At 36.7% G+C, this 15,282-nt stretch carries 13 protein-coding genes; all 13 read right to left on the reverse strand.

The window, feature by feature from the left end:
* Complete coding sequence (gene rimP, locus PECL_RS04715) at positions 1 to 477, reverse strand: ribosome maturation factor RimP (protein WP_014215449.1); 477 nt, start codon at positions 475 to 477, stop codon at positions 1 to 3.
* A gap of 118 nt (positions 478 to 595) precedes the next feature.
* On the reverse strand, positions 596 to 4,912 hold the full coding sequence (locus PECL_RS04720) for a PolC-type DNA polymerase III (RefSeq protein WP_014215450.1): 4,317 nt from the start codon (positions 4,910 to 4,912) through the stop codon (positions 596 to 598).
* An 85-nt stretch (positions 4,913 to 4,997) separates the two neighbouring features.
* Positions 4,998 to 6,707, reverse strand: coding sequence for a proline--tRNA ligase (locus tag PECL_RS04725; protein WP_014215451.1), 1,710 nt, complete (start codon positions 6,705 to 6,707; stop codon positions 4,998 to 5,000).
* A 14-nt stretch (positions 6,708 to 6,721) separates the two neighbouring features.
* Positions 6,722 to 7,993 carry an RIP metalloprotease RseP gene (gene rseP / locus PECL_RS04730; RefSeq protein ID WP_014215452.1) on the reverse strand — a complete coding sequence of 424 codons (1,272 nt, stop codon included), beginning with the start codon at positions 7,991 to 7,993 and terminating at the stop codon, positions 6,722 to 6,724.
* Positions 7,994 to 8,012: 19 nt separating this feature from the next.
* Positions 8,013 to 8,798 carry a phosphatidate cytidylyltransferase gene (locus tag PECL_RS04735; protein ID WP_014215453.1) on the reverse strand — a complete coding sequence of 262 codons (786 nt, stop codon included), beginning with the start codon at positions 8,796 to 8,798 and terminating at the stop codon, positions 8,013 to 8,015.
* A gap of 13 nt (positions 8,799 to 8,811) precedes the next feature.
* Positions 8,812 to 9,561, reverse strand: a complete 750-nt coding sequence (locus PECL_RS04740) for an isoprenyl transferase (protein WP_041534614.1) — start codon at positions 9,559 to 9,561, stop codon at positions 8,812 to 8,814.
* A gap of 170 nt (positions 9,562 to 9,731) precedes the next feature.
* Positions 9,732 to 10,292: a ribosome recycling factor gene (frr, locus tag PECL_RS04745; RefSeq protein WP_014215455.1), complete on the reverse strand. Its 561-nt coding sequence runs from the start codon at positions 10,290 to 10,292 to the stop codon at positions 9,732 to 9,734.
* A 2-nt stretch (positions 10,293 to 10,294) separates the two neighbouring features.
* Entirely contained in the window at positions 10,295 to 11,017 is a 723-nt protein-coding gene (gene pyrH / locus PECL_RS04750) for a UMP kinase (protein WP_014215456.1), read from the reverse strand.
* Positions 11,018 to 11,257: 240 nt separating this feature from the next.
* Positions 11,258 to 12,136 (reverse strand): translation elongation factor Ts, encoded by an 879-nt coding sequence (tsf, locus tag PECL_RS04755; protein ID WP_014215457.1) that lies wholly within the window; start codon positions 12,134 to 12,136, stop codon positions 11,258 to 11,260.
* A 93-nt stretch (positions 12,137 to 12,229) separates the two neighbouring features.
* Entirely contained in the window at positions 12,230 to 13,021 is a 792-nt protein-coding gene (gene rpsB / locus PECL_RS04760) for a 30S ribosomal protein S2 (RefSeq protein WP_014215458.1), read from the reverse strand.
* Positions 13,022 to 13,174: 153 nt separating this feature from the next.
* Positions 13,175 to 14,170, reverse strand: coding sequence for a D-2-hydroxyacid dehydrogenase (locus PECL_RS04765; RefSeq protein ID WP_014215459.1), 996 nt, complete (start codon positions 14,168 to 14,170; stop codon positions 13,175 to 13,177).
* A 58-nt stretch (positions 14,171 to 14,228) separates the two neighbouring features.
* On the reverse strand, positions 14,229 to 14,510 hold the full coding sequence (locus tag PECL_RS04770) for a GIY-YIG nuclease family protein (RefSeq protein ID WP_014215460.1): 282 nt from the start codon (positions 14,508 to 14,510) through the stop codon (positions 14,229 to 14,231).
* Positions 14,494 to 15,246, reverse strand: a complete 753-nt coding sequence (locus tag PECL_RS04775; RefSeq protein WP_014215461.1) for a tRNA1(Val) (adenine(37)-N6)-methyltransferase — start codon at positions 15,244 to 15,246, stop codon at positions 14,494 to 14,496. The genes PECL_RS04770 and PECL_RS04775 overlap by 17 nt, the downstream gene beginning before the upstream one ends.
* Positions 15,247 to 15,282: the final 36 nt, after the last annotated feature.

The following is a 15,282-nucleotide window of genomic DNA, read 5'->3' on the forward strand; positions in this document are numbered from 1 at the left end:
CTAAAATTTAATTGCTAACCTTGCAAAGGCAACCTTGTCTAAATCAACAACTAATTGCTTTTTTCGTGATTTGTCCATGTAATCCATTGTAATTTGCTTACCATCAAAAGATATTAAATCACCTTCAAATACCTTTTTCTTATCAATTGGTGCATAAAGTGAAATATGAATATAGTCTCCCACAGCATTTTCGTAGTCCTCAATTTTTTTAAGCGGACGTTCTGCTCCAGGTGACGACACTTCCAAGAAATAGGCTTGGGGAATTGGATCAGGATCTGCCTCATCTAACTGTTCACTTAATTCATCGCTGACCATGGCACATTCCTCAATGTTAATTCCACCTGGTTTATCTATGTAAACCCTCAAGAACCAACTTTGGCCTTCTTTTACAAATTCAACTTCAACTAATTCAAAATTATGCTTATTAACTATGGGCGTTACCATTTTGGTTACTGTCTCAACAACATCACTACTCAAGGTTTCTCCTCCATTTTTCCAATAAAAAGAGCGAGCATCGCTGCTCACTCAATTTACGAGTATGAAAATTACATGAATAAATATACCATATAAAACGCAAAAGAGCAAATAACGCCCCTTAGAATAGGCTTAACTGATTCTCATCAGGTAATTCACTCAATACATTATTAATCGTCATGAATTCAATCAAGCTTGCTGAAACATGTCCTCTTTTTGCCAAATCTTCCTTGGATAAAAATGGTTTGTCCGCTCTCGCAGCAACAATCTGTTTAGCAACATTATCCCCAAGTCCTGGAATGGAATTGAATGGTGCTAGCAGTCTTTTACCCTCAATTATCCATTCTTCAGCATCAGAATGCTCTATATCGACCATTCCAAATTCAAAACCTCGTTCTATCATTTCATTCGCTAATTCAAGAACAGTTAATAAGTTTTTCTCCTTCGTAGATGCTTCCCGGCCTTTTTCGTTTATTTCGGTCATCTTAGCTTTCACAGATTCTTTTCCATGAGACATAGAGACAATATCAAAATCATCAGCTCGAACCGTAAAATAAGCGGCATAATATGCTAAAGGAAAATATACTTTGAAATAAGCAATTCGAAGTGCCATCAAGACATATGCCGAAGCATGAGCGCGTGGAAACATATATTTAATTTTTCCACATGACTCAATATACCAATCAGGAACATTAGCACTTCTCATTTTTTCTTCAAAACCTTCAGGAATCCCCTTTCCCTTACGAACACTCTCCATAATCTGGAAAGATGATTGAGAATCTAAACCATAATGAATTAAATCCATCATGATATTATCACGACACCCAATGACATCTTTAATTGTAACCGTTCCGGCTTTAATCAATTCCTCAGCGTTTCCCAGCCAAACATCGGTACCATGTGACAAACCCGATATTTGCAATAACTCTGAGTAATTCTTTGGATGCGTTTCTTCTAACATTCCACGTACAAATCGTGTTCCAAACTCTGGAATTCCAAGTGTTCCGGTTTTTGAATTAATTTGATCTTCTGAAACGCCTAAAACATCCGGTCCAGAAAAAATTTTCATAACATTAGGATCATCAGTTGGGATACTCTTCGGTTCAATCCCTGATAAATCTTGAAGCTTACGTATCATAGTAGGATCATCATGACCCAAAATATCCATCTTCAAAATATTGTCATGAATTGAATGAAAATCAAAATGGGTTGTTTTCCAAGCAGCGGTCTGGTCGTCTGCCGGATACTGAATCGGACTAAAATCATAAATATCCATGTAATCCGGTACAATTAAAATTCCAGCCGGATGTTGTCCAGTAGTTCGCTTGACACCTGTGGCTCCCTGGGAAAGGCGATCAATTTCAGCACCTCTAAGGTGAATATTATGATCTCGTTCATATGCTTTAACGTATCCATATGCAGTCTTATCCGCGACTGTTCCAATGGTACCAGCCCTGAAAACGTTATCCTTACCAAATAAAACCTGCATGTAATTATGTGCAATAGGTTGATAGTCACCAGAAAAATTTAAATCAATATCGGGAACTTTATCACCCTTGAATCCCAAAAATGTTTCAAAAGGAATATCTTGCCCATCGCCGATCATTTCAGTATCACACTTAGGACAATTTTTATCGGGCAAATCATATCCAGAGCCGTATTCGCCTTTTGTAAAGAAGCTTGAATATTGACAATTCGGACAACGATAATGTGGCGGCAATGGATTTACTTCAGTAATTCCAGACATAGTAGCAACAAGGCTTGAGCCAACCGAGCCACGAGAGCCAACTAAATATCCATCTTTATTACTCTTGTGAACTAACCGTTGAGCGATCAAATAAATAACAGAAAAACCGTTTCCAATGATACTTTTTAATTCTTTGTCCAAGCGTTCTTGAACAATTTCTGGAAGTGTCTCTCCGTAAAGCGCATGAGCCTGGTCCATTGTCAACTGCCTTATACGATCCTCTGCCCCAGGCATTTTAGGCGTGTAAAGCTTATTTTTCACTGGACTAATATCATCAACTGAATCAGCAATCTGGTTTGTATTTTCAATAACAATTTTACGAGCTTGTTTATCTCCTAAAAATGAAAAATCGCTTAGCATTTCATCTGTGGTTCTGAAATGAACATCAGGAAGTGCCGATCTATTAAGTGGATTAGCTCCGCCCTGCGATCCAATCAGAATTTGACGATAAATTGAATCATTTTGATTTAGATAATGAACATCACCAGTTGCAACAACTGGTTTCCCTAAATCATCACCCAATTTAATGATATTTTCTATTATCTCTTCGAGGTTCTTAGTTCCGCTCACAAGTTCTTGATCCAACAACTGCTGATAAACAGGTTTAGGCATCACTTCAAGATAATCATAAAATTTTGCTTTTGCCTTTGCTTCGGCATATCCCTTTTGCATCATTGCAGTAAATACTTCCCCACTTGAACAGGCGGATCCAACAATAATGCCGTCGCGTAGCTCTTTCAATTCTGACTTTGGAATACGCGGAACGCGATAAAAATATTCAACATTTGACTTTGAAACTAGTTTAAATAGATTTTTTAAACCATCCTGAGTTTTTGCAATTAAAATTGCATGATTTGGACGAGCATGTTTATATGCATCATTGTCACTCATATGATCATTTAACTGATCATGGTAAACGATATCATATTGTTCTTCTGCATCTTTTAAAAATTTAAAATACAAGTGTCCTGTTGTCTCAGCATCATAAATAGCACGATGATGATGCTCTAAATTAACACTAAATTTCTTTGCTAACGTATTTAATCTGTAGCCCTTTAAAGTAGGATACAAGAAACGAGCAAGTGTAAGTGTATCAATTACTGGGTTAGTAATTTCTTTCATGTTATGTCTAAGATAACCAGTGTTCATAAAACCTACATCAAAGGTAACATTATGACCAACAATTATTGAATCACCATAAAATTCTCTAAATGATTTAAAAATTTCTTCCTCACTTTTTGAACCATGAACCATTTCATTAGTAATACTGGTCAAATTAATTGTGGTTTCAGATAAAGGAAACCCTGGATCAATAAATTCTTCAAATTGATCAATTACATTACCATCCTGCATTTTCACAGCCGATAATTCAATTACCTTATCATAAATTGCTGATAAACCCGTGGTTTCCAAATCAAACACGACATATGTTGCACCCTTCAGGGGCGTATGCTTATTGTTATATCCAATTGGAACTCCATCATCAACTAGATTAGCTTCAACTCCAAATAGCATCTTTATGTTATTTTTCTTGGCTGCGGCGTATGCTTCTGGGAATGCCTGCAAACCAGAATGATCCGTAACCGCTATTGCTCGATGGCCCCATTTTGATGCCTGAATAACGTAATCTGAAATACTGTTTGTGGCATCCATTTGACTCATATTGGTATGCAGATGCAATTCTACTCGTTTTTCATCTGATCGGTCTTTTCGCTCAGCGTGTTTAATTTCTTCCACATCATAAGCATTCATTGTTAGATCCTTCATAAAAGTATCTTCTTGAACACTTCCTCGAACTTTAACCCAAATCCCTTTTTTTACGTTAGCAAATGCTTGTTCATCGCTGTCATTTTTAGAGAATTTCTTAACTGTAATTGAAGAAGTATAGTCTGTAACTTTAAAGATAAGTAGCTGACGTTCTGAACGTAGTGTGCGAATTTCGACATCAAAAATATATCCCTCAATTAACAACGATCGTTCTTCTTGATTAACATCTCGCAATTGCGTGACATTTTCTTTTGGAGAAATTGGTTTTCCAATCTGAACAGGTCCTTCATTGAAACTTGCATCGACAGCCTGTTCTTTTCGTTTATTTTCTCGCATCTGAATTGCGGCGGTCGCTCTTTGGGCAAGTTCCTGATCCTTTTGCTTCTTTGCTTCATGATATTCTTGAAACGAGGTCTCAGAATTAGAGGCATCCACCTTTGTCTTAATCGAAATATTTGAGAAGCCAATCATTTGATAATACTTGCTGAATGATTTAGTCACCTCGTCAGTAAAAAAGCTTTGTGCAACTTCATCAGGTACAGAAATCGTTAGTTGGCCATCTTCAAATTTAGGAACGGCTTTTTCACAAATTTGCTGAACAACTGAAGACTTGACATCACTATTCTTAACTACCCAATCCCAGTAGGATAGTACTTTTCTAACATTCAAGTCAGCCTTTTTCGGAATTATTTGATACTTAATTTGGGCAATCGCCTTAAATTCATTTTTAAGATGATTTTGAAAATTTAAAAACGTCTCAAAATCTAACACATCCTCAAATTCAAAATAAAACTCCCACTCCTTAGATTCCTTGTGAATTATTAAATTTTTTATTTTACCGGTCTTCAAGTTATTATCATCGTAATTTAAAAGTCCAATGTGCTCTAACAACGTTTGAAACTGTTCTTGTTCTGATAAACTCAATTTCTTCCTCCACTAGTGGATCAATCATTAATTTAAAAATGTTCCCCTGATTATAAACCAAGAAAACATCTTTTAAAATATTAAACTATTTAGCTTGATTTAGAAGAATTTCAATTGTATTTTTCAATTCTTCTACTCGTACTTCCAATGTCTCGCTTGTTTTTCTAATTTTAACTTCAACTATTCCATCACTAGATTTTTTCCCGACTGTTACTCGAATTGGAAGCCCAATCAAATCCGAATCGGCAAATTTAACACCAGCACGTTCTTTACGATCATCAACTAAAACCTGTAATCCTGCTTCAGTCAAATCTTGTTCAATTTGTGTAGCAATTGTTTGCTGATTCTTATCCCGATCGCTAACTGGCACAACATGTACATCATAGGGAGCAATTGCATTGGGCCAAACTAAACCATATTCATCCGCCTGTTGTTCCGTAACAGCAGATAACAAACGACTCACTCCAATTCCATAGCACCCCATAATAACAGGTTTCGCACGCCCATTTTCATCCAAAATAGTTGCATCAAGTGCTTTTGAATACTTAGTTCCAATTTTGAAAACATGACCAATCTCAATACCCTTAGTAAAAGTGAGTTTTCCTTTCCCATCAGGAGCAAGCTCACCCTCCTTAGCAACTCTCAGATCACTAAATTCGGTTACATCAAAATCGCGATTAAGGTTTGCATTGATAAAGTGATAATTATCTTCATTTGCACCTACAACAGCATTGGTCATTTGCTGAACATATTGGTCCGCTACTATTCTCACTTTTGCATCGTCTATCATTGGACCAACTGATCCAACGTGGGCCCCCAGCAGAGCAACAACCTCTTCCTCAGAGGCTTCATGAACTTCATTTACACCAAGCAAGTTTGTTAATTTTACCTCATTAAGTTCGTCATTTCCACGTAACAGTACCAAGATGGGTTCCTCATCTGCAATCATGACAAGGGTCTTGATTATTCGTCCCTCGTCTATATTCAACGCCTCAGAGACCTCATCAATAGAATGTGCATTATTAGTTGAAACTTTTTCTAAATCGCGCAACTCTTCATTAATGTTTAAATTTTGATATTGACTAGTTGCCATTTCAAGATTAGCGGCATAATCACTAGAATCTGAATAAGCAATTGTGTCTTCACCAACAGGAGCAATTGCAGAAAATTCACGTGAATCCCTGCCACCCATGGCACCAGCATCGCCGACAATCTCTCTGTAATCCAAACCAATTCGATTAAAAATGTTACGATAAGCAATTTCCATCTTATGGAAAACTTCATCTAAACTTTCCTCGTTCGCATGGAACGAATAAGCGTCTTTCATCATAAACTCTCGACCACGTAGCAAACCATAACGAGGACGATCTTCGTCACGGTACTTTGTTTGAATCTGATAGAGTGTCAGAGGAAGCTTCTTATAAGACTTAATATCATCGCGAATGAACGTCGTAAATGTTTCTTCGTGTGTTGGTCCCAAAATAAAATCCCTACCATGTCGATTCTTCAACTTAAATAATTCTTGTCCGTATGTTTCAAACCGACCTGATTTCTTCCAGAGTTCTGCTGGCAAAATAATTGGAGCCAACATTTCGACCGCATCAATCTTATCGAGTTCTTCTCTGATAATACCTTTAACTTTTTCTAAAACTCGGTAAGCTAGTGGCAAATATGCATAACTTCCCGCTGATACCTGTCTTATAAACCCCGCCCTAATCATCATCTGATGGCTTAAAGCCTCAGCATCACTTGGAACTTCTTTAACAGTTGGTATTAAAAGTTTTGATTGTTTCACTGTGTGCACCCCGTTTATTTAATGAAATATCGTTGAATATCATTCCATGTTACTAAAATCATGAGTAACATTAAAAATCCAAAACCGATTAATGTAATTATGTTTTCTGTCTCTGGTTTAATGGGTTTTCTTCTAATTGCTTCAATTATATTAAGCAGAAGCTTACCACCATCCAGAGCAGGTATTGGAAACAAATTAACAATCCCTAAGTTTAATGATAAGAACGCCAATACAAACAGAACAGAAGTAAATCCTTGACGTGTAGCTTGCGATGTTGTTGCATAAATGGCAACTGGCCCTCCTAAGTCATTTAGACTAAAGCCGTGAAACATCTGACCAATTGCTCCAAACAATCGCTCTGTCATTTCCCAAGTACCGGTAAAACCATACAATACTCTCGAAAGTAAGTTTCGGGTAGAAGTTGTTTCAATACCAATCATCCCAACCTTTTTCCCCCCGTTGTTAACCTCTTTAGGTTTTAGCTGAATAATTTTTTTCTGAGACTGTCTCTGAACTGTTAATGTTACGTTTTGATTTGCCTTATTAGAAATGTTTTCTGAAATTTCAGACCAATTCTTAATTTTTATATCATTAATTTTTGTAATTGTGTCATTATTTTTTAGACCTGCTTTTGCAGCGATGCCATTATCAACAACATTTACTTTATTAGAATTGGTTGGGACCGAGCCCTGGAGTATACCCAAAACTGCAAACACTACAATAGCCAGAACAAAGTTATTAAACGGACCAGCAAAATTTGTGAGCATCCTCTTCCAAAGTTTGGCTGCCTGAAATTGAACATCGTGCGGGGCAATTCTAACTTCAACATTATTTGCTTCAACTATGGTTGCATCATGGTCAACACCTAACCTTAAGAGCTTATCTTCGTTTCCATTTTGATAACCTTCAATAAATAGGTCATTAACCAAATCGTATTTAACAACTTCAAATGGAAATCCAACTCCAACGTTGGGATGATTGCTCGCGTCGATCTTAGTAACAATATTCTTTTGGTCTGTTGAAAGAATAACTTGCTGCCCAGGCTTTAACTCATCATCTTCTTCATCAATGCCGGCCATTCTAACATATCCACCAATAGGCAAAACTCGGATAGTAAAAGTTGTACCTTTTGACTTCAAATCAACGATTTTGGGGCCCATTCCAATCGAAAACTCACGTACCAGAATTCCTGAACGGCGTGCCATCCAAAAATGCCCAAATTCATGTACAACTACAAGAATTCCAAAAACAATAATAAACGTAACAATTGTTGTTAATACTGACATAAATTTCTCCTATCTAGAGCTAAAACAAACCAAACAGATGAGCAATTGGTAAAACCAACAACAAGCTATCAAAACGATCCAATATTCCACCATGTCCTGGCAGAATTTTACCAGAGTCTTTCACGCCATAGTAACGCTTGAGAGACGACTCAATCAAGTCTCCCATCTGACCAGCTATTGAAAGAACGATCGCAATCAGAGTTATGCCTATTACATCAAGGCTCACTTTGGTCCATATTGCAAAAATAGAGCAAATAATGACTGCAACTACGGTACCACCAATCGAACCTTCCCACGTTTTATTTGGACTGATCAACGGCGATAATTTATTTCTACCAAATTGACGCCCAATCATATAAGCCCCACTATCCGTAAGCCAAACGATAAAAAGAACAAACAGTAATGTTGTTAAACCAACATTTCGCGCAGCAACAAATTGATTAAATCCAAAACCAATATACAACATACTAAGTGTAAGTACACCAGCATCGTCGAAATTAAATCTATTTTTAGAAAAAATGATTCTAATTAACAATGCAATAACAAAAAGAAAGAAAATAAACTGTTTGTTAAATTGACTTGGTAAAAAACCATACCATTTATCATTTGATACTAAAAACAAAGTACCTAAAATGCTAATTGTTGCTTCCGGGCTGATTAACAAAATCTTCTTCATCATTAAGACTTCACTCATTGCAACACCTGCCAAAGCCAGTGCGGCCACCTCAATCCATGGCCCTCCCAAAATAATAATGGGAATAAAAATAACTAAAGCAATAACTGCTGTAATTACTCGTTGTCTCATCTCTCTAATAGCCTCATTTCTTTATACCGCCAAAGCGGCGGTCACGTTTTTGAAATTGTTGAATACAATTTTTTAATTCTTGCTCATCAAAATCAGGCCATAAAGTGTCTGTAAAGACCATCTCACTATAAGCAATTTGCCAAAGTAAGAAATTTGAAATTCTTTCTTCACCACTAGTCCTAATCAATAAATCTGGGTCTGCTAGTTCACCAAGTTGATTGGTCATTAAATTCTTTGCAAATAATTTGGCATCGATTTGTTCTGGGATGAGCTGTTTACCACTAACTTGCTCCGCAATTGACTGAACAGCTTGAATTATTTCGTCACGTCCACCATAATTCAAGGCAAAATTAAGAATCATTCCGGTATTTCGACTAGTTTGTGCAACAGCATCACGAACTGATTTCTGGGTATCCTTTGGTAACTTAGTAACATCGCCCATTACTTGGACTCTTATATTTTGTTCAATTAAATCTGGAACAAACGTTCCAAAAAAGTCAATCGGTAACTTCATCAAAAAAGAAACTTCTGAACTAGGTCTCTTCCAATTTTCCGTCGAAAAGGCATATAAGGTAAGCACTCTAACACCAAGATTGGATGCCTCTTGAGTGACTATTTTCACTACATCCATTCCCCTCTTATGACCAGCAACACGGGGAAGATGACGTCTCTTTGCCCATCGCCCATTTCCATCCATAATAATTGCAATATGGTTTGGAATATTCTCATTTAAAAAAATCTCATTTGAATCATTCACAATAATTCCTCAACTTATCAAAATACTTTAAAATTAAATTTCAGACCCAATCAAATCGTGTAAACCCACTAAATAAAAAGTGGTTCGGACAAAAACATAACCTCGTTTTTCACTCCGAACCAACCAGATTAAATAGTTAAGAAAACTAATTTGAACTTTCAACCTGTATTAAAAAATTAACCGGCTAATACTTCTTTTTCTTTAGTTGAAACGATCTCATCAACTTTTTTAATTGCATCATCCGTGATTTTTTGAGCTTGATCTTCTAAATTATGAAATTCATCATCATTAAAATCACCCTTTTTATTACCTTTTTTAAGGTCATCCATCATATCACGACGGATATTGCGAACTGCGATTTTAGCCTTTTCACCTTCAGCCTTAACATTTTTAGCAAGATCTTTACGAGTTTCTTCGGTCAATTGAGGAATAACCAAACGAATAGCTGAACCATCATTTGCCGGATTGATTCCTAAATCAGAAGTTAAAATTGCTTGTTCGACATCTCCCAAAACGGATTTATCAAATGGAGTAACTAACAAAACCCGAGGTTCTGGAATTGAAATTGATGCCATTTGGTTAAGTGGTGTCGGTGCACCATAGTAACTAATTTCTATTCGATCTAACAATGCTGCATTAGCTCGTCCTGCACGGATAGAACCGAGCTCACGTTCTAATGCCTCATGTGCTTTACCCATCCGATTTTTATTTTTATCTAAAATATCTTTTCCAGCCATTACTATTCCCCCTTGACAGTCGTTCCAATATTTTCGCCAATAACAACTCTTTTGATATTACCTGTTTGGTTAAGATTGAATACTACCAAAGGAATATTGTTTTCCATTGAAAGAGAACTTGCGGTTGTATCCATAACATTTAAGCCCTTGTCAATTATATCCATGTGAGTTAATTCATCAAACTTCGTAGCGTTTGTGTCTATGTTAGGATCAGCAGAATACACCCCATCGACACCGTTTTTTGCCATTAAAATAGCCTCGGCACCAATTTCAGCTGCCCGTAAGGCAGCCGTGGTATCAGTTGAAAAATAAGGACTACCAGTTCCAGCTGCAAAAATAACAATCCGATTCTTTTCAAGATGACGAACTGCTTTACGTCGAATATAAGGTTCTGCAATTTGACGCATCTCAATAGATGTTTGAACCCTGGTTGGCACACCTAAGGACTCCAAACTATCTTGAAGTGCTAAGGCATTCATTACGGTTCCCAGCATACCAATATAGTCGGCCTGAACACGTTCCATTCCCATTTGTTCACCGGTTTCACCACGCCACATATTTCCGCCGCCGACAACGATAGCGATCTGAACGCCCATATCATGAACATCTTTTAATTCTTCAGCAACTTTTTGAATCACTGGTGGATTAATACCAGTTTTTTTGTCACCTGCTAAAGCCTCACCACTTAATTTCATAATAACTCTTTTATATTTAACTTCAGACATAGATACAGCCTCCTATATTAATTCCATTACCAATTCTATCATAATCCAACTTGCTGCGAAACTGGGAAATGGTAGCCACAATTTCATAATTACTAAAAGTTAAAAATTGTTGAACCGTTCTTAATGTAATTTTTATAAAATACTTTGTTTTAAAATAAAGTTTGTCAAAAGTAACGTACTGTAACTGCTAATGAAGGCATAAAAAAAGGGAATCGCTACGATTCCCTTTTTTAATATATATTATTTGCCCATTTCTTTTCTAACTTCTTCGGCAAAATCAACATTCTTCTTTTCTATACCCTCACCGACTTCGTAACGGATAAATGATTTAACCTTACCGCCTTTAGAAGCGACATATTTAGCAACTGTTTGATCTGGATCCTTAACGAATTCTTGATCGTCAAGGCTCATCTCAGATAAGAACTTATTTAACCGACCTTCAACCATCTTTTCGATGATATTAGCAGGCTTGCCTTCCGTTTCAGCTTCCTTTGTAAGCACTTCACGTTCGTGTTCCAAAACTTCGCTTGGAACTTGGTCACGATTTACATACTTTGGATTAATAGCGGCAACGTGCATTGCAACATCTTTAGCAGTTTCTTCATCAGCACCTTCAAGAACAACAAGAGATGCAATCTTACCACCCATGTGTAGGTATGCTCCAAAATGTTCTCCATCATTTTTTTCAACAACTTCAAAACGACGAAGTGAAATTTTTTCACCAATTACTTGAGTTGCTTCAATGATGTCATCATTAATCGTTCCGTTTGTTGATTTAAGTGCTAAAGCATCCTCTATGTTGGCTGGCTTTTCTAAAGCAACTTGTGATGCGATTTCTTTTACAAGGTCGACAAAACGATCATTAGAAGCAACAAAATCTGTTTCAGAGTTAACTTCTACGATAGCAGCAGCATTATTATGTGACTCAACATCAGCCAAGCCTTCTGCGGCTACTCGGTCGCTCTTCTTAGCAGCCTTGGCGATCCCTTTTTCACGAAGAAAATCAATTGCTTTTTCCATGTCGCCCTCTGTTTCAACTAAGGCTTTTTTGGCATCCATCATGCCGACACCGATCTTATCACGTAATTCTTTAACTTGTTTTGCAGAAATACTTGCCATTATACTGGCCTCCTAGTTCATAATTATTTCACATAAAAGGCTGTCATCAATCTCCGGCCCAAAAGGTCAAAAACTGAGACAGCCCGAGTGTTATTATTCTTCGGAATCTGATCCTTCTTCAACTGACTTCTTTAAATCAGCTAAAGAATCTTTGCTTACGCCTGATTGAGCAGGAGCTTCTTCAGCAGCGTCAACATCATCTTCACCTTGACGACCTTCAATAACAGCGTCAGCCATTTTAGCAGTAATTAAACGTACGGCACGAATAGCATCATCGTTAGAAGGAATAATTACATCTACTTGATCGGGATCAGAGTTAGTATCAACCATTGCAACAACAGGAATGTTAAGTTTTTCAGCTTCTTGAACTGCAATCTGCTCCTTACGAGGATCAACGATAAACATAACATCTGGAATACGTGGCATATCTTCAATACCACCCAAGAATTTTTCAAGCTTATCTTTTTGTTTATTTAAAAGAGCAACTTCTTTTTTTGGAAGACGATCAAAAGTACCATCTTCAGCCATCTTTTTAAGATCTTTAAGACGCTTGATACGTTTTTGAATTGTGTTCCAGTTTGTTAAAGTTCCACCTAACCAGCGATGGTTAACATAGAATTGACCAGCACGTTTTGCCTCTTCTTCGATTGCATTTTGTGCTTGTTTCTTTGTACCAACAAAAAGTACAATACCATCTTCAGCGGCAACACCTTTAATGAAGTTGTAGGCATTATCAACTAATTTAACAGTTTTTTGTAAGTCAATAATGTAAATACCATTACGTTCTGTAAAAATGTATGGCTTCATCTTAGGGTTCCAGCGACGGGTTTGATGTCCAAAATGAACACCGGCTTCTAACAATTGTTTCATAGAAATAACAGGCATGTTATTCTACCTCCTAGTTTTTTCCTCCTAAGTCTTCGTGGATTTCGGGACCTTTCGGCACTACCTCAATCTCTAACTTAGTGTGTTTTGGTTACTAAACCGTTTATCATTGTATCGTAGCATCTCGTTCAAAGCAAGTTTTTTCTAGAGAAGTTATCCCAAATCTACCTGATTCTGGGACGTACCGTTTTCAATAAGGCTTCTATTATTGTCTAAAGCCACTTGGACCATATTTTTAACTGCATTAGTAGTATAAAATGCAGCATGAGGAGTAATCATTACATTTCTTCGTGCATTTAAATTATTAAACATCTCGTCATCAATTGGCTGATCTTCATGATCTATCTCAAAAATACCAACTTCGTTTTCGTAAGTGTCTAATCCAACTCCAGCAATTTTCCCACTATCAAGTCCTCTGATTAGAGCTGCCGTATCAATTAAGGAACCACGAGAATAGTTTAAAACGAACACTCCATCCTTCATACTATTAAATGCCTTGTCATCAAGCATATGATAATTATCTTTCAATGCGGGAACGTGCAACGTTACAACATCAACAGATTTGTAAAGTTCTTCAACCGTGTCAACATACGCCCCTTCTTTTTCAAGTTCAGGGTTAAGAAAGACATCATAGCAAATCACTTTTGCGCCAAATCCTTTAAATATATCTATTGCGGCGCGTCCAATTCTTCCAGTACCTATCACACCCACAGTCATTTGATTAAGCTCAAGTGCAATAGTTGGTTCCCAGCGAAAATCCCCTCTTTTCATTTTTGCTTGAAAATCAGGAATTCTTCGAATTAATGCCATTAATTGTGTAACCGATAACTCTGCAATTGCATTAGGTGAATATGCTGGGACATTTGACAACATTACATTATTCTCTTTCAATGCATTGAAAGACAGATTGTCTACTCCCACATTTCGCAATGAAAAAGCATGAATTCCGAACCGGTTCATTTTACTAAAAATATCATCAGTATAAGGCTTTTGTTGAAATGCAACGACACCATCAGAGCCCTTTGCTAATTCCAGCGTCTCAGAATCCAGTAATTCACTAACAGCTTGAACTTCAATATTGTTTTTTTCTTGCCATTCATTTAAATATGGTCGTTCATCTTCTCGAATACCATATGCCGTTATTTTCATCGTTTGTTACCTCTTTCATCCGTTTTGGTTGAGTATAACACACCAGTAATCAACTCCATTAAAGAGAAACATTTTTAAGTTTTAAAAATTCAATCTTTTTTTGTCGACTTTGATGTTTGAATTTATATTCAGCACTTAAGGCGTCATGTTGATTCTCAAATTGTTCAAAGTATAAAAGCTGGACGGGTCTTCTACTTGATGGTTTAGTATATTTGGCACCATTTCCAGAGTTATGTGTTGTTACACGATTAATAATATTAACGGTATACCCTCCATATAATGAACCATCATGACAAAGTAGAACATAAAAATAGAAACCATTTTTAATCGGTATTTCCATATAGTATTGTTTCAACCTCTTTAGAATAATCACTTCCTGAATACGTAATTATTGGCGGAATAATCTTTACCCCATTCGGGCCACCGTCTTTGATAGCTTCAATTAAAACCATGTTAGCATTATCATTAACGTGTGGATACACAAATTGAATCCTTTTTGGTGCAAGGCGATGCGCCTTCAATTCAAATAAAATATCATCTAATCTTTCCGGCCTGTGCACCATGAACAGCTTTCCGTTCATCTTCAACAATCGCGATGATACATCTAATACTTCACTCAGGGACGTTAATACTTCATGTCTAGCAATCGTGAGATATTTATTTGCATTTTTAATGCTTTGTTCCCTGTTAACAAAATATGGCGGGTTGCAGGTTACCACGTCAATTGAATCACTAGACAAATATTTAAAAATATTAGCAATACTATCATTAACAACATGGAACCTATTTTCTAAATTATTTAACTGAATACTTCTACTAGCCATATCGGCCAAAAGTGACTGAATTTCTACCAATGTAACTCTTGCTTCGGTCTTTGGAGATAAAAAGAGACCAACAGCTCCGTTACCCGCACATAAGTCAACAATATTCCTATCATGTTTTGCGTTTAAATTAGTGAAATGAGCTAACAGAACGGCATCAAGAGAAAATGAAAACACTTGCGAGCTCTGTATAATTTTAACGTCACTGCTATATAATTGATCTATACGTTCATTTATTTTTATTTTTGGCTTCAAAACTACTCTCCAACTTGTTGAAACTTTTCCTAAAAT

This window comes from Pediococcus claussenii ATCC BAA-344 (assembly GCF_000237995.1).
Classification (GTDB): domain Bacteria; phylum Bacillota; class Bacilli; order Lactobacillales; family Lactobacillaceae; genus Pediococcus; species Pediococcus claussenii.

Bases quoted from the DNA above. Each gene is read 5' to 3' on its own strand.
- PECL_RS04770 (WP_014215460.1), bottom strand. From the start codon at position 14,510: ATGGAAATACCGATTAAAAATGGTTTCTATTTTTATGTTCTACTTTGT.
- tsf (WP_014215457.1), bottom strand. From the start codon at position 12,136: ATGGCAAGTATTTCTGCAAAACAAGTTAAAGAATTACGTGATAAGATC.
- rpsB (WP_014215458.1), bottom strand. From the start codon at position 13,021: ATGCCTGTTATTTCTATGAAACAATTGTTAGAAGCCGGTGTTCATTTT.
- pyrH (WP_014215456.1), bottom strand. From the start codon at position 11,017: ATGTCTGAAGTTAAATATAAAAGAGTTATTATGAAATTAAGTGGTGAG.
- PECL_RS04735 (WP_014215453.1), bottom strand. From the start codon at position 8,798: ATGAGACAACGAGTAATTACAGCAGTTATTGCTTTAGTTATTTTTATT.
- PECL_RS04765 (WP_014215459.1), bottom strand. From the start codon at position 14,170: ATGAAAATAACGGCATATGGTATTCGAGAAGATGAACGACCATATTTA.
- frr (WP_014215455.1), bottom strand. From the start codon at position 10,292: ATGGCTGGAAAAGATATTTTAGATAAAAATAAAAATCGGATGGGTAAA.
- rseP (WP_014215452.1), bottom strand. From the start codon at position 7,993: ATGTCAGTATTAACAACAATTGTTACGTTTATTATTGTTTTTGGAATT.